Genomic DNA, 19,637 nt, shown 5'->3' with positions numbered 1-19,637 from the left:
GAAGCCGCTGGAGCTGAGGATGTGACAACTGCCCCGCCAACGGGGAAGACTGCACGGCGTGACGTCCCGGAACTCGCGCGACCGTGATGCCCGACCTGTGGGTGGCACCGCTCAGGTGACCAGGCTGCCCACGGCTGTGCTTCCCACGCAGCCACGCAGCAGCGCCCCGCCCCGATCCTCCACCCAAGCCCGACGCACGCCGCCGGCCGGGCTGCCAGGACCCGCCCAACTGTCCCCGCTCGCCCGCAGGCTGCTGGCGGACGCGGTACGGATCGCCCGTTGGGCCGGGGAACTCCCCAGCGTCGACCGGCGCGGAGACCTCCACGAGGCCGACGCCCACGCCGCCGGGCTCGCCCTCGCCCTGACCGTGCCCGCCGCCGCTGAAGCCTGGGAACGCGCCCGCCTGACCGGCCTGATCGAGCTGCGCGGCAGCGGAGCGGGCCCCGGCTGGCGGCTGCACGCCTGGGAGCACGACGACGAGGCGGTGCTGCGCGGCTGGGCCGCGCTGTTCGACGCCTGGACGCTGCTGGTCCCGGTCCCCGACCGGGCGCTCACCTCGCTGGCCGGCCTGGCCGTCGACCACGCGCCGCAACTCCTGTCCTTCCTGCACCTGGTGGACGATCCGGTGCCGCTCGCCGAGCTGCGGGAGCTGCTCCGGCGCGGCCTGGAGGAGCAGTGGCACGGGGGCGTGCACCCGGCCCTGGGCGCGCCGGTCCCGCACGCCGCCTGGGCGGTGTCGGCGGTACGCGGCGACAGCGCGCTGGCGCTGACGCTGACCCCGGGCCCGGCCGAGGTGGCCGGGGTGCTCGACTGGATGCTCGACGGCTTCGCCGCCGTCGGCGCGCTGGTCCGCCGCCCCGACTGCGTCGGCCCGGACGGCGAGGAGGCCGCCGACGGCTGCGCCGAGCTCACCCCGCTCGGCCACTGGGCGGTCCGCGCCAAGCTCGAAGAGATCTGCATGGTCGCCCAGACCGCCGCCGGTCACATCGAGCAGTCCGCGCTGGAACTGCTCACCGCCTGCGCCCGCTACTCCCCGGGCCCGGCCCGGGCCGAGTACCGGGCCTGGCTCGCCGCCCGGCAGACCGACCGCGCGGTGGCCGACCTGCTGGCGGTCGCCAGGGGCGAGGACGCGCTGCTGCGCGGCCTGGCCTTCGAGGCGCTGCGCGTCGCTGGGCACCCCGCCGAGCCCGCCGTGCGAGACTGCGTGGACGAGCCGCTGCTGCGCCCGTACGCGCTGCTGTGGCTCGCCGAGCAGACCGACGAGGGCGTGCTGCCCTCCGACGTCCTCGGCCGGGACGACGCCGCCTGGCTCTGGGTGGACACCGGCGCGGCCGTGCTCGAACACGGTGACACCGCGATGCTGGTCCGCCATGTCCAGGGCGCGGCGGACGGCGATCCGGGGCGGCTGTTCGCACTCGCCCGCCGGGTGGGCCATCCGCGCGCCGGGCAGGTGCTGGCCGCCGTTGCCTCCGCCCACCCCGACCCGGGCGTGGCCCGCGCCGCCAGGCGCAGCGCCTTCAGCGTCCACGACGGGGGCCGCTAGCCGGGGCCGGGCGGGCCCACGACCGCGTCCGAAGGAGGCCCGAGCCCCGATGGTCCAGCCAACGGTTCCGCCCGCCGCCGGGGGCCCCTCCCGGACGCCGCCGGAGCACCCCCGGGTCACCGCCGCCCGGCTGGGCGCGGAGGGCGCGGTCGGCCTGGCCCTGGGCTGGGTCGACAACGCCGGGATCGCCCGGGTCAAGGGGGTCCCGCTGAGCCGCCTGGCCGAGGCCGCCGAGCAGGGCGTGGGCATGTCCCCGGTCTTCGACGCCTTCCTGGTCGACGACTCGATCACGGCGGGCCGCTGGATCGGCGGCCCGGACGGCGACCTGCGGCTCTTCCCCGACCTGGGCCGGGCGGTCACCCTGGCCGCCCAGCCCGGCTGGGCCTGGGCCCCGGCCGACCGGTACCAGCAGGACGGCGCCCCGCACCCGGCCTGCCAGCGGCGGTTCGCCGCCCGGATGGCCGCCCTGGCCGCTCGGCGCGGCCTGGCGGTCCGGGCCGCCTACGAGGTCGAGTGGATCGTCCAGCGCGAGGACGGCGGCTACCCCACCGAGGGGCCCGCCTACGGGATGCACCGGCTCACCGACCTGTCCGACTACCTGCGGGACCTGCTGACCGCCCTGGAGGCGCAGGAGCTGACGGTGCAGCAGATCCACCCGGAGTACGCCCCGGGCCAGTTCGAGGTGTCGGTGGCGGCCGAGGACCCGGTCGGCGCGGCCGACAGCACCGTCCTGGTCCGGCACACCGTGCGGGCCGTCTCGGCGGCCCACGGCCTGCGCGCCTCGTTCGCCCCGGCCTTCGCCCCCGGCGGCGTCGGCAACGGCGCCCACCTGCACCTCAGCCTCTGGCGCAGCCCGCCCGACGCCGAGCCGGTCAGCCTGATGACCGGCGGCGGCGGACCGTACGGGCTGACCGCCGAGGGCGAGGCCTTCCTGGCCGGGGTGCTGGACCAGCTCCCGGCGCTGCTGGCGCTGGGCGCCCCCAGCCCCGCCAGCTACCTGCGGCTGGTCCCCTCGCACTGGGCCGGGGCCCACCAGTGCTGGGGGCCGGAGAACCGGGAGGCCGCGCTGCGGCTGATCCCCGGCCTGCCGGGGCGGCCGGAGACCGCGAACGCCGAGGTCAAGTGCTTCGACGGGGCGGCCAACCCGTACCTGGCGGTGGGCGGGGTGATCGCCGCCGGGCTGGCCGGGATCGACGCCGGGGCGGAGCTCCCGCCCGAGGTGCGCGGCGACCCGGCGGCGGACACCGGGATCCCCCGGCTGCCGACCGGCCTGCCGCAGGCGCTGGCCGCCTTCGAGCGGTCGGCGGTGCTGCGCGAGGCCCTGGGCGAGGTGCTGCACGACACCGTCGCGGCGGTCCGCCGGGCCGAGGCGGCGGCCTTCGACGGACTGGAGCCCGCCGCCGTGATCGACGCCACCCGCTGGCGCTACTGATGCCGGAGCGGTCCGCGCCGCCGCTGCTGGACCACCACTGCCACAGCGTGGTCACCGCCGAGCTCTCCGACCGGGACTTCGGCTCGCTGCTCACCGAGTCCGACCGGCCGCGCCCGCCCGGCGCCGACCCCTGGGACAGCGCGCTCGGGCTGGCGGTCCGCCGCTGGTGCCCGCCGGCGCTCGGTCTTGAGCCGCACGCGCCGCCCGCCGCCTACCTGGCCCGCCGCCGCGAGCTGGGCGCGGAGGCGGCCACCGGCGCGCTGCTGCGCGCCGCCGGGCTCGACACCTGCCTGGTGGACACCGGCCTCACCGAGGCCGCCGGGGCGCCGCTGCTGGACCTCCCCGGCTTCGCCCGGGTGTCCGGCGTCCGGGTGCGCGAGGTGGTCCGGCTGGAACACGTGGCCGCGCGGCTGCACGGCAGCACCACGGCGGGCGGGTTCGCCGCCGACTTCGCCGCCGCGCTGGCGCTCACCGCCGCCGACGCGGTCGCGGTGAAGTCCGTCGCCGCCTACCGCTACGGCCTGGACCTCGACCCGGCCCGGCCGGGCCCGGCCGAGACCGCCAACGCCGCCGCCCTGTGGCTGGCCGCGCCGGACCCCCGGCTGACCCACCCGGTGCTGCTGCGGCGGCTGCTGTGGACGGCGGTGGAGCTGGGGCTGCCGATCCAGCTGCACACCGGCTTCGGCGACCCCGACCTGGAGCTGCACCGGGCCGATCCCTCGCTGCTGGTCCCGTTCGTCCGGGCGGTCGAGCCGACCGGGGTCCCGCTGGTGCTGCTGCACGGCTATCCGTACCACCGCCAGGCGGCCTGGCTGGCCCAGGCGTTCCCGCACGTCCACTGCGACCTCGGGCTGACCCTCTCGTACACCGGCGCGGGCGCGGCCCGGGTGCTCGGCGAGTTCCTGGAGCTGGCCCCGTTCGGCCGGATCATGTTCTCCACGGACGCCTTCGGCCTGCCCGAGCTCCACCTGACCGGCGCCGCGGCCTACCGCCGGGCGCTGGGCTCGGTGCTGGCCGAGTGGACCGCCGAGGGTGCCTGCTCCGCCGCCGACGCCGAGCGGATAGCGGGGCAGGTCTCCTCCGGGAACGCCCGGCGGCTCTACCGGCTGCCGCCGTCCGCGGCGCCGGTCCCGACCGCGAAATAAATCTGACCAGTCAGAGGTTCTTCCCGTCAGCAGCGTGCTGGCCGCAGCGCGCGAACCCAGGAGAGGCAGCCACCCATGGCCACCATCGCCGTCATCGGAGCCAACGGAACCATCGGCCGACGCGTCGTCAGCGAGGCCCTGAGCAGGGGCCACCAGGTCACCGCCGTGGTCCGGAACCCGGCCGGCTACACCCCGCCGAGCCCGGACGTCACCGTGGTCGCCGGGGACGTGCTCGACCCCGAGGACGTCGCCCGGGTGGCGGCCGGCCAGGACGTCCTGGTCAGCGCCGTCGGCGGGGGCGGCGGCAACGGCGAGGGCCACGCCGCGCTGATCGAGCCGGCCGCCCGCGCCCTGGTCGAGGGGCTGCGCACGCTGGGCGGGGCCGCGCCCCGGCTGATCGCGGTCGGCGGCGCGGGCAGCCTGGAGACCGCCCCCGGCGTCCGGGTCTGGGACGCCCCGGGCCTGCCCGACTGGCTGCTGCGGACCATGCACGCCCACGGTGACGCCCAGGAGTACTACAACACCGTCGCCGACGTCCGCTGGACGGTGCTCAGCCCGGCGGCCACCATCGAGCCCGGCGAGCGCACCGGCGGGTACCGCACCGGCACCGAGCAACTGGTCACCGACGCCGAGGGCGCCAGCTACATCACCACCGAGGACTACGCGGCGGCGCTGGTCGACGAGATCGAGACCCCGCGGTTCACCGGCCGCCGCTTCACCGTCGCCCGCTGACCGGTCGCCGCTGGGCTAACGTGTGGAGCGGTACTGGGCAGGGCTGGGGCAGTACGCGGCGGCGGAGGGTCAGCGGAGATGACAGGACGTCAGCGGATCGGCAGCGCCGCCGAGGCGGTGGCCGACGAACGGATCCAGGCGTTCGGCGTGATCCTGACCACCACCAGCCTGCTGGAGCGGCTGCTGGGCACCGCGATGGAGCGGGACAGCGGCCTCAGCCACCCCATGTTCGAGGTGCTGCTGCTGGTCGGTGCCACGCCCGGGGGCGTCCCGATGGGGGAGCTGTCCCGACGGCTGGTGCTGACCAGCGGCGGCGCGACCCGGCTGGTCGACCGGATGGTCGAGGCCGGGCTGGTCGCCCGCGAGCGCTCGCGCGGCGACAAGCGGGTGCAGATGGTGACGCTGACCCCGGTCGGCGAGGCCAAGCTGGTCGAGGCCGCCCAGCGGCACGCCGACCAGCTCGACCGGCACGTCTTCGGGGTACTCGCGCCGGAGCGGCTGGCGGCCGTGGTCTCCGGCCTGGACGAGCTCGGCGGCCACGTCAGCGACGCGCTGCCGCCGTTGGGCTGACCCGCCGCGGCTGCCGGGGCCGCGGCTGTAGCGGCCCGGCGCCCTTGACCTGGTGCAGGATCGGCGACGTCTCCACCTGCCCGATGCCGGGCAGCGAGGCGATCCTGGTGGTCAGGTAGTCGTAGAGGGAGGCCATGTCCGGCGCGAGAACTGCCGCGTGCAGGTTGGTCGGCCCGGTGGTGGCGCAGGCGTAGGCGACCTCCGGGTGCCCGGCCAGGGCCCGTCCGGTCGCGTCGAGTTCGGCCGGGGCGACCGAGAGCCAGAGCAGCGCCCGGGCCTCCAGGTCGAAGATCCGCCGCTCGAAGTCCAGGTCGAAGTAGAGCGCGCCGCAGTCGTGGAGCTCCGCCATCCGCCGCCGGACGGTGCTCTGCGACCAGTCGGTGGCGGCGGCCAGCTCGCTGAGCGCGGCCCGGCCGTCCTGGGCCAGCGCCGCCAGCATCCGCTGGTCCCCGTCGCTCAGCCGCACCGGCCCCTCCGGGACCACCGAGGGCGGCGGCAGCTGGAGCTCGGCGACCTGGGCCGGGTCCAGTGCCTCCCACTTGGTGACCAGGCTCATCGAGCCGCCGAAGAAGGTGTGCATCACGCAGTAGGCGGTGACCCCGACCACCCGGGGCGTGTGCGGCAGCGTCCGCAGCAGCAGCGCGTGCTCGTCCTGCGCGGTGAGGTTCCGGATCACGCAGCTGATCTCGGTGCCGCCGGAGTTCAGCCCGACCCAGCTGGTGTCCTCGCGCCGGGCCAGCGCCCCGGCGATGGTGGAACTGGCGTCCGGCGTGCACTGCACCCGGACCAGCCAGCGCTCCTCGCCCAGCACCTCCGGGTCGGACAGCCCGAGGACCCGGATCAGCCCCTCGGTCCGCAGCCGGGAGTACCGCCGGGCGACGGTCTGGTCGGACACGCCGAGCACCGCCGCGATCCGGCTGAACGGGGCCCTGGCGTCCAGTTGCAGGGCGTGTACCAGCTGCCGGTCGATCACATCGAAGCTGTCGGATCCCATCAACCCAGGGTAGGGGATGTCGAAAACCGCCACATGTTCCGGGCTGGCTGGGGCCGACCGCCCCGGAACCGGCAGTATCGCGTTGGTAAGCCCGAGCTAAGGCCCGAGCCAGGAGCTGCCCGCCGACGCGGCTCGGGCAGATCGTGATCCAGCCGAAAGAAGCAATCCCCCGTGAACCCGCCCTCCTCCCTCCCGGAGTCCGCCATGCGCAAGTGGATACCTCTGGTCTCCATCTGTCTGGGCACCTTCATGCTGCTGGTCGACGTGAGCATCGTGAACGTCGCCCTGCCGCAGATGGCCACTGACCTGCACTCGTCGTTCACCTCCCTGCAGTGGGTCGTGGACATGTACGCCCTGGTCCTCGCCGCGCTGCTGATGGTGGTCGGCGCCCTCGGCGACCGGCTCGGCCACCGGCGGCTCTACCTGGCCGGTCTGGTCGTCTTCGCGCTGGCGTCGCTCGCCTGCGGCCTGGCGCCGAACGCCGGAACCCTGATCGCCGCCCGCGCGGTCCAGGGCATCGGCGGCGCGGCCATGCTGACCTCCACCACCTCCCTGATCAGCGCCGCCTACCAGGGCCGCGACCGGGGCACCGCCTTCGGTGTCTGGGGCGCGGTCAGCGGCGCCGCCGCCGCCGTGGGCCCGGTCCTGGGCGGGCTGCTCACCGACGAGATCAACTGGCGGGCGATCTTCTTCGTCAACCTGCCGATCGCGGCGGCCGCCCTGTGGATGACCGCCCGCCGACTGACCAGCGACCCGGGCCGGGCCAACGGCCGGCTGGACTACCCCGGAGCCGTCTGCTTCACGGTCTTCGCGGGCGCGCTCACCTACGGCCTGATCGAGAGCGCCGGCGACGGCTGGGGCAGCGGCACGGTGCTCGGCTCGCTGGGCCTGGCGCTGCTGGCGCTGATCGTCTTCGTCGTCGTCGAGAGCCGGACCGGCAACCCGCTGCTGGACCTGTCGCTGATGCGCAACCGCAGCTTCGCCGGGCTGAGCCTGGCCGCGCTGCTGCTGAACGCGGCGGCCTTCGCCCACCTGACCTACACCTCGATCTGGCTCCAGTCGGTGCTGAACCTCAGCCCGATCCAGGCCGGTCTGGTGGTCTGCCCGGTGGCCCTGGCCTCGTTCGCGATGGCGTCCAACAGCGGTCGGCTGTTCGCCAAGCTGTCCCCGCAGTGGCCGATCGGTATCGGACTGCTGCTGATCGGCACCGGCGCGCTGCTGCTGACCATGGTCTCGGCGAGCTCGTCCTGGCCGGTGGTGCTGCCCGGCCTGATCATCAGCGGCCTGGGCGTGGGCATGGCCATGCCGGTGATGATGTCCGCGGTGATGGCCTCGGTGCCGCGCGAGCGGGCCGGTATGGCCAGCGGCGCGGTCAACACCGGACGCCAGCTGGGCTACGCGCTGGGCATCGCGGTGCTCGGCACCGTCTTCGCCCGGCGGATCACCAGCTACGTGACCGCCAACGGCAAGGTCCCCGACCCGCAGGCCACCGCCTCCGCGCTCAGCGGCGGCCGGGCCCAGGCGGTACTGGCGCAGACCCCGGCCGACCACCGGGCCGCCGCCGAGCAGCTGGCGCACGCCGCCTTCGCGGCGGGCCTGGACCAGGTGTACCTGGTGGCCGGGATCATCGGCCTGGCGGCCGGAGTGATGACGCTGCTGATGGTGCGCCGTTCCGCCGCCCCGGCGCCGTGGCAGGCCACCGACCGGCCCGCCGAGACCGCCGCCGCGCACTGACCGAGGGGCCCGGACGGGCCCGGACCGACGGCGGCGCCCGTGACCGGAGTGTTCCGGTCACGGGCGCCGCCGTTCGTGCGGTGCCGCCGCTGCCGCGCTCAGTGCGTGCGCGACTCCGCGCGCCGGGCGCGGACGTCGCCGACCTTGCGGCGGATCACCATCAGCGGCGCCATCAGCGCCAGCGAGACCTGGAGGCTGGCCCCCACCTGGAGCAGCAGGTGCCCGCCGGGCACACCGGTCGCCCAGGCGGTCAGGCAGCCCATGCTGACCACGATCCAGCACAGCGTGGCGGTCGCCAGCACCCCGTGCGGCTTCGGGTACTCCACCTTGCTGACCATCAGCGCGGCCACCGCGACGATGCCCAGCACCGCCGGGATGAACGGCGGGTTGAGCAGCACGATCGAGATCACCGTCATCGCGCCCATCGGACAGGGCATGCCCTGGAACACCCCGGGCCGCATGGTGGTGCAGGAGAACCTGGCCAGCCGCAGCACCACCGCCAGCAGCACCACGATCGCGATCCCGGCGGACAGCCGCTGGTTCGCGCCGGGCGTGACCATGCCCCAGACCACGACGAAGTACGCGGGCGCGATACCGAAGCTGATCAGGTCCGCGAGGTTGTCCAGTTCGGCGCCGAGGGCGGAGCTGCGCAGCTTGCGGGCGACCAGGCCGTCGGCCAGGTCGCACATGGAGCCGATCAGCAGCAGCGTCACCGCCGCCGCCGCGCTGCGCCGGTCGCCGCCCGCCGTCTCGCCGGTCAGGTGCGGGATCAGCACGCCGGTGGTGGTGAAGTAGATCGCCAGGAAGCCGCACACCGCGTTACCGAGGGTGAAGACGTCGGCGGTGGACAGGTGCTGCGGCGAGCGCGGGGCGCGCAGCTCGCGCTCCCTGGCCCAGCGCAGCCTGCGGGCGACGTGCTCGCCGTCCTCGGATTCCTGCAGGGTCTCCGGATCAGTCACGGTCAAGACGAGTCACCCCAGCCGTCGTCCGCTGGCCGACCACCACGCCGGGCTCGATGCCGGGCGGGAGGTAGGTGTCGACCCGGGAACCGAAGCGGATCAGCCCGATCCGCTCGCCCTGCTTGACCTTGGTGCCGGAGGGCACGTAGGGGATGATCCGCCGTGCCACGGCCCCGGCGATCTGGGTCATCTCCAGGTCGCCGAGCTCGGTGTCGAAGTGCCACACGACCCGCTCGTTGCGGTCGCTGTCCTTGTTGAACGCCGGAACGAACCCACCGGGGACGTGCTCGACCGAGGTCACGGTGCCGGGCAGCGGCGCGCGGTTGACGTGGACATTGAGCGGGCTCATGAAGACAGCCACTCGGGTGCGCCCGTCCGGCCAGGCGTCGATGCTCTGCACCACACCGTCGGCGGGGGAGATCACCCGACCCTCGCCGATGGCGCGCTCGGGGTCGCGGAAGAACCACAGCATCCCCGCGCTCAGCGCGGAGGCGGGGACTGCCGCCACGGCCCACTTGCCGCTGCGCCGGGTGAGGGCGGTACAGGCGGCGGCGGTGAGCACGGTGGGTACGAGCCAGGGCGAAGCGCCGCGTGCCAGCGTGACACGGGGACTGTTCGCGGATCGTTGGGACGGGCTGAGGGGCATCGAAGACCTTTGTCGCGGGGGCCCGGAGCGTGGCTGACGCCGGAGGGTTCCGGCGCGATGACCGCGCGATGGGGCCGCGTGATCGAGGGGTTCGGGGACATGAGCTGTCCACGGGGATGCTATCGGCAGCGGGCAGTGCTCGGACAACCCTCATCTGGCCGGGGAACCACCCGTACACATGCCCCTGCTATCGAACGTAGACGCGCCAACCGGCCTCGGCCAAGGGTTTCGCACGAACGGTGACAAGTCTCCCAGGGTTGACCTGGAAGCTTACAGGGACACGTCACATCGAGGGCCCTACTATCCCGCACTGGAACGCCGCCGTAGGCAGAATGGCGAAAACGACCGGATCTTTCAAGATCCGGCCGAATTTCACCCCCGGTGCCGAGCTACTCGGCGAGTCGGTAGTCCTCCAGCAGCCGCCGGCCAATGATCATCTTCTGGATCTCCGCCGTGCCCTCGCCGATCAGCAGCATCGGGGCCTCCCGGTACAGCCGCTCGATCTCGTACTCCTTGGAGAAGCCGTACCCGCCGTGGATCCGGAAGGAGTCCTCGACGACCTCCTTGCAGTACTCCGAGGCCAGGTACTTCGCCATCCCCGCCTCCAGGTCGTTGCGCTGCCCGGAGTCCTTCTTGCGGGCCGCCATCACCATCATCTGGTGCGCGGCCTCGACCTTGGTCGCCATCTCCGACAGCTTGAACTGGATCGCCTGGTGCTCGGCGATCTTCTTACCGAAGGTCGACCGCTGCTGCGCGTAGCGGATCCCCAGCTCGAACGCCCGCTGGGCCACCCCGCAGCCCCGGGCGGCCACGTTCACCCTGCCCACCTCGACGCCGTCCATCATCTGGTAGAAACCGCGTCCGGAGGCCCCGCCGAGCACCATGTCCGCCGGGATCCGGACGTCCTCCAGGATCATCTCGGTGGTGTCGACGCCCTTGTAGCCCATCTTCTCGATCTTGCCGGGGATGGTCAGCCCGGGGACCGTCTCGTTCGGGCCGAAGCCCGGGGTCTTCTCGATCAGGAAGGTGGTCATCGACTTGTGCGGGGCCGCGCCCTCCGGCTGGCCCTCGTCGGTCCGGCAGAGCACCGCGACCAGGGTCGAGGTGCCGCCGTTGGTCAGCCACATCTTCTGCCCGTTGATCACGTAGGTGTTGCCCTCGCGGACGCCCTTGGTGCGGATCGCGCCGACGTCCGAGCCCAGGCCCGGCTCCGACATCGAGAACGCGCCGCGGACCTCGCCGGTGGCCATCCGCGGCAGGAAGTGGTCCTTCTGCGCCTGGGTGCCGTGCTGTGCGATCATGTACGCCACGATGAAGTGGGTGTTCACGATCCCGGACACCGACATCCAGCCGCGCGCGATCTCCTCGACCACCAGCGCGTAGGTGAGCAGTGACTCGCCGAGGCCGCCGTACTCCTCCGGGATCATGAGCCCGAACAGGCCCATCTCCTTCATGCCCTCGACGATGGCGGCGGGGTACTCGTCCCGGTGCTCCAGTTCGGTCGCGACCGGGATGATCTCCTTGTCGACGAAGTTCCGCACGGTGGCGAGGATGTCCTGCTGGATCTCGGTGAGACCTTCGGTCTGGGCAAGGCGTCCCATGGCTGGCTCCGGGATGAGTGAGGGTGGAAGGTGCCCCGCGGCCGTGGCAGTAGCCACGGGGCACCTGGTTCGAGGGGAAGAAGCGAACGATGGATCGGTAGGAGCGCCCCGAGGCGTCAGCCCCGCGGCTCCGGCCTGCCCGGCTGCTCGCCGCCCCGCTCCTTGATGTACTGCTCGGTCGGCACCATCACCTTGCGCCGGAACACGCAGACGACCGTGCCGTCCTGCTTGTAGCCCCTGGTCTCGACGTGGACGATGCCCCGGTCCGACTTCGACTTCGACGGCGTCTTGTCCAGCACCGTGGTCTCGCCGTAGATGGTGTCGCCGTGGAAGGTCGGCGCGATGTGCCTCAGCGACTCGACCTCCAGGTTGGCGATGGCCTTCCCGGAGACGTCCGGCACCGACATGCCGAGCAGCAGCGAGTAGACGTAGTTGCCGACCACCACGTTCCTGCCGAAGTCGGTGGTCCGCTCGGCGTAGTTGCTGTCCAGGTGCAGCGGGTGGTGGTTCATGGTCAGCAGGCAGAAGAGATGATCGTCATACTCGGTGACGGTCTTCCCGGGCCAGTGCTTGTAGACCGCGCCGACCTCGAACTCCTCGAAAGTGCGTCCGAACTGCATCGCTCTACTCCCCGGGGATCTCGAACTTGGTGGTGCGCTGCATCCCCGCGTTGCGGCCCTTGCCCGCGACCACCAGCGCCATCTTCCGGCTGGCCTCGTCGATCATCTCGTCGCCGAGCATCGCCGAGCCCTTCTTGCCGCCGGCCTCCGAGGTGCACCAGTCGTAGGCGTCCAGGATCAGCTCGGCGTGGTCGTAGTCCTCCTGGGTGGGGGAGTAGACCTCGTTGGCGGCGTCCACCTGCCCGGGGTGCAGCACCCACTTGCCGTCGAAGCCCAGCGCGGCCGAGCGCCGGGCCACCTCGCGGTAGCCGTCGACGTTGCGGATCTGCAGGTAGGGGCCGTCGATCGCCTGCAGGTCGTGCATCCGGGCGGCCATCAGGATCCGCATCAGGATGTAGTGGTACGCGTCCGCGTCGTAGCCGGGCGGCTGCTCGCCGACCACCAGCGACTTCATGTTGATCGAGGCCATGAAGTCGGCCGGGCCGAAGACGATGGTCTCCATCCGGGGCGAGGCCCCGGCGATGGCGTCCACGTTGACCAGGCCCCTGGCGTTCTCGATCTGCGCCTCGATGCCGATCCGGCCCACCTCGAAGCCCATGGTCTTCTCGATCTGGGTGAGCAGCAGGTCCAGCGCCACGATCTGCTGGGCGTCCTGCACCTTCGGAAGCATGACGCAGTCCAGGTTCTGCCCGGCGCCCTCGACCACGGTCACCACGTCCCGGTAGGTCCAGTGCGTGGTCCAGTCGTTGACCCGCACCACGCGGGTCTTGCCGCTCCAGTCACCGTGGTTGAGCGCCTCCACGATGGTGTGCCGGGCGCCCTCCTTGGCCAGCGGCGCGCAGGCGTCCTCCAGGTCCAGGAAGACCTGGTCGGCGGGCAGGCCCTGGGCCTTCTCCAGGAACCGCGGGTTGGATCCCGGCACGGCCAGGCAGGAGCGGCGGGGGCGCAGTCGATTGACGGTCATCTGTCCTCTTCGTGTGGTGAGGGAGGGTGGCGCTGCGTTCGGTGGTGGCGACTCTACGAGGAGACCGGCACCTGGCCCGGCCAGGGGTCGAGCTTGTGGGCGAGCCGGATCTCGTCGACGATCCGGCCGATGATGGTGGTGATCCCGAAGTCCTTGGGGGTGAACACCGCCGCCACGCCCTGGGCCAGCAGCGCCTGTTCGTCGGCCGCCGGGATGATCCCGCCGACGACCACCGGCACGTCCTCCACCCCGGCCCGGCGCAGCCGCCGCAGCACGTCCGGCACCAGCTCGGCGTGCGCGCCGGAGAGGATCGACAGGCCCACGCAGTGCACGTCCTCGGCCACGGCCGCGGCCGTGATCTGCTCCGGGGTGAGCCGGATGCCCTGGTAGACCACCTCGAACCCGGCGTCCCTGGCCCGGACCGCGATCTGCTCGGCGCCGTTGGAGTGCCCGTCCAGGCCCGGCTTGCCGACCAGCAGCCGCAGCCGCCCGCTGCCCAGCTCCGCCGCCGTGGCCGCCACCGCGGCGCGCACCGCCAGCAGTTCGGCGCCCGCCCCGCCCGGCAGCGCGCCGGTCACCGGAGCGCCGCCGACGCCGGTGGGGGCGCGGTACTCGCCGAAGACCTCGCGCAGCGCGAAGGACCACTCGCCGGTGGTCACCCCGGCCCGGACGCAGTCCAGGGTCGCCGGGACCAGGTTGGCGTCGGTCGTGGCCTGCCGCTTCAGCTCGGCCAGCGCCCGCTGCGCGGCGGCCTCGTCGCGCAACTCGCGCCACCGGCCGAAGGCCGCGGTGACCGCCCGCTCCGAGTCCGGGTCCACCTGCATGATCGCGGTGTCCAGGTCCGCGGTCAGCGGGCTCGGCTCGGTGGTCTCGAAGCAGTTGACGCCGACGACCTTGTCCTCGCCGGACTCGATCCGGGCCCGCCGCTCGGCGTGCGAGCCGACCAGCGCCGCCTTCAGGTAGCCGGACTCCACGGCCGGGACCACCCCGCCCATGCCCAGCACCTTCTCGATCTCCGTCTCGGCGCCCGCCACCAGCTCGGCCACCTTGGCCTCGACCACGTGGCTGCCGTCGAACAGGTCGCCGTACTCCAGCAGGTCCGACTCGTACGCCAGCACCTGCTGGATCCGCAGCGACCACTGCTGGTCCCAGGGCCGGGGCAGACCCAGCGCCTCGTTCCAGGCCGGGAGCTGCACCGCGCGGGCGCGGGCGTCCTTGGACAGGGTCACCGCCAGCATCTCCAGCACGATCCGCTGCACGTTGTTCTCCGGCTGCGCCTCGGTCAGGCCCAGCGAGTTGACCTGAACCCCGTAGCGGAACCGGCGCTGCTTCGGGTCCTCGACGCCGTAGCGGTCGCGGGTGACCCGCTCCCAGATCCGGCCGAACGCCCGCAGCTTGCACATCTCCTCGACGAAGCGGACGCCCGCGTTGACGAAGAAGGAGATCCGGGCCACCACCTCGCCCATCCGCTCCGGTGCCACCTGCCCGCTGTCGCGGACCGCGTCCAGCACCGTGATCGCGGTGCACATCGCGTACGCCAGCTCCTGCACCGGGGTCGCCCCGGCCTCCTGCAGGTGGTAGCTGCAGATGTTGATCGGGTTCCACTTCGGGATGTTCGCCACGGTGTAGGCGATCAGGTCGGTGGTCAGCCGGATGCTGGGCCCGGGCGGGAAGACGTGCGTCCCGCGCGACAGGTACTCCTTGACGATGTCGTTCTGGGTGGTGCCGGTGAGCCCGGCGATGTCCGCGCCCTGCTCCTCGGCGACCACCTGGTACATCGACAGCAGCCACATCGCGGTGGCGTTGATGGTCATCGAGGTGTTGGTGCGCTCCAGCGGAATGCCCTCGAACAGCGCCCGCATGTCGCCCAGATGGCCGATCGGCACGCCCACCCGGCCCACCTCGCCCTTGGCGAGGACGTGGTCCGGGTCGTACCCGGTCTGCGTCGGCAGGTCGAAGGCCACCGACAGGCCGGTCTGCCCCTTCGCCAGGTTCCTGCGGTAGAGCTCGTTGGAGGCGGCGGCGGACGAGTGTCCCGCGTACGTCCGCATCAGCCAGGGGCGGTCGCGATCAGCCATGGTCCCTCATTCCCCCCGGAATCGATTGATGGCGGGCAGGTGCTTGGCGCGCAGCTCCTGGTCGCGGACGCCCAGGCCCTCCTGCGGGGAGAGGCAGAGCACGCCGACCTTGCCCTGGTGCTTGTTGTGGTGGACGTCCAGCGCGGCCTGGCCGGTCTGCTCCAGGGTGTAGGTCCGCGACAGCGTCGGGTGGATCTTTCCCTTGGCGATCAAACGGTTCGCCTCCCAGGCCTCGCGGTAGTTGGCGAAGTGCGAGCCGACGATCCGCTTGAGTGACATCCACAGGTAGCGGTTGTCGTACTGATGCATATACCCACTGGTTGACGCGCAGGTGACGATCGTGCCGCCCTTGCGGGTGACGTAGACGCTCGCGCCGAAGGTCTCCCGGCCCGGGTGCTCGAAGACGATGTCGACGTCCTCGCCGCCGGTCAGCTCGCGGATCCGGCCGCCCAGCCGCTTCCACTCGCGCGGGTCCTGGTTGTGCTCGTCCTTCCAGAACCGGTAGCCCTCGGCGCTGCGGTCGATGATCGCCTCCGCGCCCATCGCCCGGCAGATGTCGGCCTTGGCGTCGTTGGAGACCACGCAGATCGGCGTCGCGCCGCCGGCCAGCGCGTACTGGGTGGCGTAGGAGCCCAGGCCGCCGCTGGCGCCCCAGATCAGCACGTTGTCGCCCTGCTTCATGCCGGCGCCGTTGCGGCTGACCAGCTGCCGGTAGGCGGTGGAGTTCACCAGGCCCGGCGAGGCCGCCTCCTCCCAGGTCAGGTGGGCCGGCTTGGGCATCAGCTGGTTGGACTTCACCAGCGCGACCTCGGCCAGGCCGCCGAAGTTGGTCTCGAAGCCCCAGATCCGCTGCTCCGGGTCGAGCATGGTGTCGTTGTGCCCGTCGGCGCTCTCCAGCTCCACGCTCAGGCAGTGCGCCACCACCTCGTCGCCGGGCTTCCAGGCGTGCACCCCGGGGCCGGTGCGCAGCACCACCCCGGCCAGGTCGGAGCCGAGCACGTGGTAGGGCAGGTCGTGCCGCGCGGTCTCGGTGGACAGTCGCCCGTACCGCTCCAGGAAGGAGAAGGTGGAGACCGGCTCGTAGATCGAGCTCCACACCGTGTTGTAGTTCACCGCGCTGGCCATGACCGCGACCAGGGCCTCGCCCGGGCCGAGTTCCGGCACCGCGACCTCGTCCAGGTGCAGTGACCGGCGCGGGTCCTTGTCCCGGCTGTCCAGGCCGGCGAACATCTGCTCCTCGTCCTTGTGGAGCGTCACCGCCCGGTAGGACTCGGGGACCTTCAGCGCGGCGAACTCGGCCGGGCTGGTGTCCTCGTTGAGGATCGCGTCGAGGATTTCCTTCATGGCTGCCTCCGGCGGCGTACCTGTTGAGGGGACAGGCTGCGTCGAGATGGGGGTAACCGGGAGCGGACACCGGTTGGGGGATGAGGGGCTTCAGTCGTCAGGATGAGGCTGTTTGCTGCTCCCCGCACATGGGTGGCGTGCGGACTCCGGGCAGGGCGCGCCAGGTGGGGAGCCGCGGCGCCGCGACCAGTGAGTAACAACGTACTGGCACCCTGTGCCACTCGTAAAGACACTGCGTGCCAGCAATTACCTCTGACGATACGTGACCGTAGTCACGTTGCAACCCGTAGGCCACGTCCGCCCCGGAAGCCGCCCGCGGTGCCCGCGAACGACGGCGGGCCCCACCCCCGATGAGGGGTGGGGCCCGCCGTGGCTCCGCGCTGACCTGCTGCTACATCCCGCTGGGTACGCCCAGGGCGGCTCGGATGCTCTGCAGCACCTCGTCCAGCGGGGCGTCGGTGCGGGCGACGGTGATCAGCACCTCCCCGGTCGGGGTGGCGCTGACCGCGCTCTCCACCGCGCTGCCCAGGGTCGCCGCAGTGCCGCTGATGGCACCCGGTGCCACGCCGCGTGCAGGGGCTCCGCTGGCCGCGTTGCCCCAGAAGGTGCGCCGGATGACCTCGAAGGCGTGGTCGAGTTGCGGTTCCACCTCGCCCCGGCCGCCGGAGCGCAGCCAGCGCCGCAGCACGTGGTTGTGCGCCGCGACCACCGCCGCCGCCGACACCTCGGCCAGCATCGCGTCGTCGCCCACCCCGCGCTCCCAGCCGCCGGAGGACTCCCCGGCGGTGTCGAAGCGGCCCAGCAGGTAGCGGGTGAACAGCCGCTCGTACCTGGCCACCACCGCGATCTCGCGCTCGCGCAGCGTCGGCACCTGCCGGATCAGCCGGTAGCGGGCCACCGAGACGCCCGGAGTGGCCGCGTACATCCGCAGCACCTCCTTGATGCCCCGGCAGACCACGTCCAGCGGATGCTCCGCCGGGTCCGCCCCCGCCAGCAGGTCGGCCACCCGGACCAGGGTGTCGTCGTGGTCCGGGAAGATCGCCTCCTCCTTGGACCGGAAGTAGCGGAAGAAGGTCCGCCGGGCCACCCCGGCCGCCGCCGCGATCTGATCGACCGTGGTCTCCTCGTACCCCTGGTTCGCGAACAGCTCCATCGCCGCCGCCGCGAGGTCCTGGCGCATCTGCTGCCGCTGCGCGGTCACCCGGCGGGTCGTGCCGGTCACGCCCGACTGCTGCGGTTCTTCCCCATCCATGCCGCGAACGGTACACGTCGCGGGCGGGGGCGCAGCAGTCGTCACCGGTCCGCTCACCGGTCCGCTCACCTGCGGGCGTGGTCGCGGAAGCCCCGGCCGGACTTCCGGCCCAGGCAGCCGGCCGCCACCAGGTGCTCCAGCAGCGGTGCCGGGGCCAGTCCGGGCTCGCGGAACTCGGCGTGCAGCACCTTCTCGATGGTCAGCGAGACGTCCAGGCCGACGACGTCCAGCAGCGCGAACGGGCCCATCGGGTAGCCGCAGCCGAGCCGGATCGCGGTGTCCACGTCGTCCACCGAGGCGTAGTGCTCCTCGATCATCCGCACCGCGTCGTTCAGGTACGGGAACAGCAGCGCGTTCACGATGAACCCGGCCCGGTCGCCGCAGACCACCGGGTGCTTGCGGACCGCCTGGCAGAGCTCCAGCACGGTCGCGGTGACGTCCTCGGCGGTCAGCACCGTGCTGACCACCTCGACCAGCTTCATCGCCGGGGCCGGGTTGAAGAAGTGCATGCCGACCACGTCCCGCGGGCGGCCGGTCGCGGTCGCGCAGCGGATCACCGGCAGGCTGGAGGTGGTGGTCGCGAGCACCGCGCCGGGCTTGCAGATCTTGTCCAGCGAGGCGAACAGCTCCTGCTTCACCGCCAGGTCCTCGGCCACGGCCTCCAGCACCAGGTCGGCCGAGGCCAGGTCCTCCAGCGATCCGGAGGCGCTGACCCGTCCCAGTGCCGCGTCCCGGTCCGCCTCGCTGAGCCGGCCCTTGCCGACCATCCGGTCCAGCGACTTCGCCAGCGCGGCCCGGGCCCGGTCCGCCTTCTCCTGGCTGCGGGCGACCAGCAGCACCGGGTACCCGGCCTTGGCGAACACCTCGGCGATGCCGGTGGCCATGGTGCCCGAGCCGCACACGCCGACCTCGCGCACCTGGCGCCCGGTCACCCGTTCGGCGGCGGCCCGGTCCGGGTCCGGCACCACCCGGGAGGAGCCGGGCGCGGCGTACGTGTAGAACCCGCGCCCGCTCTTGCGGCCCAGCAGCCCCGCCGCCGACAGCTGGCCCAGCACCGGCGCGGGCGCGTGCAGCCGGTCGTGCGACTGGGCGTACATCGCCTCCAGCACCGTCCGCGCGGTGTCGATGCCGATCAGGTCCAGCAGCGCCAGCGGCCCCATCGGCAGGCCGCAGCCGAGCCGCATGGCCGCGTCGATGTCCTCCCGGGTGGCGTAACGGGACTCGAACATCGCCGCGGCCTGGTTCAGGTACGCGAACAGCAGCCCGTTGACGATGAACCCGGGCCGGTCGCCGACCGACACCGGCGACTTGCCGAGCGAGCGGGCGAACTCCGCCGCCGACTCGGCCGCCGCCCCGGTGGTCAGCACCGTGCGGACCACCTCGACCAGCTCCATCACCGGCGCCGGGTTGAAGAAGTGCAGGCCGACCACCCGCTCCGGGCGCTGGGTGGCGGCGGCGATCCGGGTCACCGACAGCGCTGTGGTCCCGGTCGCCAGCACCGTCTCCGGCGGGCAGATCCGGTCCAGTTCGGCGAACAGCTCGCGCTTGAGCTCCAGCCGCTCCGGGATCTCCTCGACCACCAGGGCCGCCCGGGCCGCCGCGCCCAGGTCGTGGCCGAAGCCGATCCGGCCCAGCAGCGCGGACCGCTCGTCCGCGCTCATCCGGCCGCGTTCGACCGAATGGGCGGTGGACTCCTCGATCCGCAGCCGCGCGGCCCGAGCGGCGGCGGCGTCCAGCTCGATGCCGATCACCTCGCGCCCGCTGCGGGCGGTGATCTCGGCGATACCGGCACCCATGGTGCCCAGGCCGACGACGGCGACGACGGGGAAGAGCTGAGGGGTGTGCTCAGTCATGACGGTGACTCCTCGGGGAGCGCCGCGGCCACCGGTCCGCTCCGGCTTCGCGCGGCAAGAGATGAGGGGGAGCACGGCGCGACTGAGGTCGCCGTGGGAAAGGAGTGCGGTGGACCGGAGTGCCCGCCGATGCGCGGTCCGTCCGTCCGACCAGGAGTCCGACCAGAGGT

Annotated in this window: 16 protein-coding genes; 6 read left to right on the top strand and 10 right to left on the bottom strand. The window is 72.8% G+C overall.

The features are described 5' to 3' along the window. Positions 1 to 136: 136 nt before the first annotated feature. The 5 genes from GXP74_RS30610 (at position 137) to GXP74_RS30590 (ending at position 5,422) form a co-directional block, all read left to right on the top strand. The gene (locus tag GXP74_RS30610; RefSeq protein WP_225448314.1) at positions 137 to 1,543 is read left to right on the top strand and encodes a hypothetical protein; all 1,407 of its coding nucleotides are present in this window, start codon (positions 137 to 139) and stop codon (positions 1,541 to 1,543) included. A gap of 49 nt (positions 1,544 to 1,592) precedes the next feature. Beyond that, positions 1,593 to 2,975, top strand: a complete 1,383-nt coding sequence (locus GXP74_RS30605; protein ID WP_182454486.1) for a glutamine synthetase family protein — start codon at positions 1,593 to 1,595, stop codon at positions 2,973 to 2,975. Further along, positions 2,975 to 4,120, top strand: a complete 1,146-nt coding sequence (locus tag GXP74_RS30600) for an amidohydrolase family protein (protein WP_182454484.1) — start codon at positions 2,975 to 2,977, stop codon at positions 4,118 to 4,120. Before GXP74_RS30605 ends, GXP74_RS30600 begins: the two co-directional genes overlap by 1 nt. Positions 4,121 to 4,195: 75 nt before the next feature. Beyond that, positions 4,196 to 4,852, top strand: a complete 657-nt coding sequence (locus GXP74_RS30595) for an NAD(P)-dependent oxidoreductase (RefSeq protein WP_182454482.1) — start codon at positions 4,196 to 4,198, stop codon at positions 4,850 to 4,852. A gap of 78 nt (positions 4,853 to 4,930) precedes the next feature. Then, positions 4,931 to 5,422, top strand: coding sequence for a MarR family winged helix-turn-helix transcriptional regulator (locus tag GXP74_RS30590; RefSeq protein WP_182454481.1), 492 nt, complete (start codon positions 4,931 to 4,933; stop codon positions 5,420 to 5,422). Here the strand turns inward: GXP74_RS30590 and GXP74_RS30585 are convergent. Then, a complete protein-coding gene (locus tag GXP74_RS30585; RefSeq protein ID WP_182454479.1) occupies positions 5,394 to 6,416 on the bottom strand; it encodes an Lrp/AsnC family transcriptional regulator in 1,023 nt (340 codons plus the stop codon). The genes GXP74_RS30590 and GXP74_RS30585 overlap by 29 nt on opposite strands. 171 nt (positions 6,417 to 6,587) lie before the next feature. On the opposite strand from GXP74_RS30585, the gene GXP74_RS30580 reads away from it, so the two are divergent. Beyond that, complete coding sequence (locus GXP74_RS30580) at positions 6,588 to 8,150, top strand: MFS transporter (RefSeq protein WP_225448313.1); 1,563 nt, start codon at positions 6,588 to 6,590, stop codon at positions 8,148 to 8,150. Positions 8,151 to 8,248: 98 nt separating this feature from the next. Here the strand turns inward: GXP74_RS30580 and GXP74_RS30575 are convergent, their stop codons facing one another. The 9 genes from GXP74_RS30575 to GXP74_RS30535 form a co-directional block, all read right to left on the bottom strand. Continuing rightward, complete coding sequence (locus GXP74_RS30575; RefSeq protein WP_370468477.1) at positions 8,249 to 9,115, bottom strand: phosphatidylcholine/phosphatidylserine synthase; 867 nt, start codon at positions 9,113 to 9,115, stop codon at positions 8,249 to 8,251. Next, positions 9,102 to 9,755, bottom strand: a complete 654-nt coding sequence (locus GXP74_RS30570; RefSeq protein WP_182454478.1) for a phosphatidylserine decarboxylase — start codon at positions 9,753 to 9,755, stop codon at positions 9,102 to 9,104. The genes GXP74_RS30575 and GXP74_RS30570 overlap by 14 nt, the downstream gene beginning before the upstream one ends. A 389-nt stretch (positions 9,756 to 10,144) precedes the next feature. Then, positions 10,145 to 11,356: an acyl-CoA dehydrogenase family protein gene (locus tag GXP74_RS30565; RefSeq protein ID WP_182454476.1), complete on the bottom strand. Its 1,212-nt coding sequence runs from the start codon at positions 11,354 to 11,356 to the stop codon at positions 10,145 to 10,147. Between the two features lie 116 nt (positions 11,357 to 11,472). Further along, positions 11,473 to 11,976, bottom strand: coding sequence for a MaoC family dehydratase (locus GXP74_RS30560; protein WP_182454474.1), 504 nt, complete (start codon positions 11,974 to 11,976; stop codon positions 11,473 to 11,475). A 4-nt stretch (positions 11,977 to 11,980) separates the two neighbouring features. After that, positions 11,981 to 12,940 carry a CoA ester lyase gene (locus GXP74_RS30555; RefSeq protein WP_182454473.1) on the bottom strand — a complete coding sequence of 320 codons (960 nt, stop codon included), beginning with the start codon at positions 12,938 to 12,940 and terminating at the stop codon, positions 11,981 to 11,983. 53 nt (positions 12,941 to 12,993) lie between these two features. Then, a complete protein-coding gene (locus tag GXP74_RS30550; RefSeq protein ID WP_182454471.1) occupies positions 12,994 to 15,018 on the bottom strand; it encodes a protein meaA in 2,025 nt (674 codons plus the stop codon). 6 nt (positions 15,019 to 15,024) lie between these two features. After that, positions 15,025 to 16,362, bottom strand: a complete 1,338-nt coding sequence (gene ccrA, locus GXP74_RS30545) for a crotonyl-CoA carboxylase/reductase (protein ID WP_182454469.1) — start codon at positions 16,360 to 16,362, stop codon at positions 15,025 to 15,027. Positions 16,363 to 16,753: 391 nt separating this feature from the next. Beyond that, positions 16,754 to 17,614 (bottom strand): TetR family transcriptional regulator, encoded by an 861-nt coding sequence (locus GXP74_RS30540; RefSeq protein ID WP_182454463.1) that lies wholly within the window; start codon positions 17,612 to 17,614, stop codon positions 16,754 to 16,756. Between the two features lie 65 nt (positions 17,615 to 17,679). Further along, entirely contained in the window at positions 17,680 to 19,467 is a 1,788-nt protein-coding gene (locus tag GXP74_RS30535; protein ID WP_182454462.1) for a 3-hydroxyacyl-CoA dehydrogenase family protein, read from the bottom strand. Between the last annotated feature and the right edge of the window lie 170 nt (positions 19,468 to 19,637).

Source organism: Streptacidiphilus sp. P02-A3a (assembly GCF_014084105.1).
In the GTDB taxonomy this organism is placed as follows: Bacteria; Actinomycetota; Actinomycetes; order Streptomycetales; family Streptomycetaceae; genus Streptacidiphilus.
The sequence above is the reverse complement of the archived record's forward strand: the minus strand, read 5'-3'. Positions and strand labels throughout refer to the sequence as shown.

Coding starts and splice junctions, on each gene's coding strand:
- GXP74_RS30605 (WP_182454486.1), top strand. CDS start 1,593: ATGGTCCAGCCAACGGTTCCGCCCGCCGCCGGGGGCCCCTCCCGGACG.
- GXP74_RS30600 (WP_182454484.1), top strand. CDS start 2,975: ATGCCGGAGCGGTCCGCGCCGCCGCTGCTGGACCACCACTGCCACAGC.
- GXP74_RS30595 (WP_182454482.1), top strand. CDS start 4,196: ATGGCCACCATCGCCGTCATCGGAGCCAACGGAACCATCGGCCGACGC.
- GXP74_RS30590 (WP_182454481.1), top strand. CDS start 4,931: ATGACAGGACGTCAGCGGATCGGCAGCGCCGCCGAGGCGGTGGCCGAC.
- GXP74_RS30585 (WP_182454479.1), bottom strand. CDS start 6,416: ATGGGATCCGACAGCTTCGATGTGATCGACCGGCAGCTGGTACACGCC.
- GXP74_RS30570 (WP_182454478.1), bottom strand. CDS start 9,755: ATGCCCCTCAGCCCGTCCCAACGATCCGCGAACAGTCCCCGTGTCACG.
- GXP74_RS30565 (WP_182454476.1), bottom strand. CDS start 11,356: ATGGGACGCCTTGCCCAGACCGAAGGTCTCACCGAGATCCAGCAGGAC.
- GXP74_RS30560 (WP_182454474.1), bottom strand. CDS start 11,976: ATGCAGTTCGGACGCACTTTCGAGGAGTTCGAGGTCGGCGCGGTCTAC.
- GXP74_RS30555 (WP_182454473.1), bottom strand. CDS start 12,940: ATGACCGTCAATCGACTGCGCCCCCGCCGCTCCTGCCTGGCCGTGCCG.
- GXP74_RS30550 (WP_182454471.1), bottom strand. CDS start 15,018: ATGGCTGATCGCGACCGCCCCTGGCTGATGCGGACGTACGCGGGACAC.
- ccrA (WP_182454469.1), bottom strand. CDS start 16,362: ATGAAGGAAATCCTCGACGCGATCCTCAACGAGGACACCAGCCCGGCC.
- GXP74_RS30540 (WP_182454463.1), bottom strand. CDS start 17,614: ATGGATGGGGAAGAACCGCAGCAGTCGGGCGTGACCGGCACGACCCGC.
- GXP74_RS30535 (WP_182454462.1), bottom strand. CDS start 19,467: ATGACTGAGCACACCCCTCAGCTCTTCCCCGTCGTCGCCGTCGTCGGC.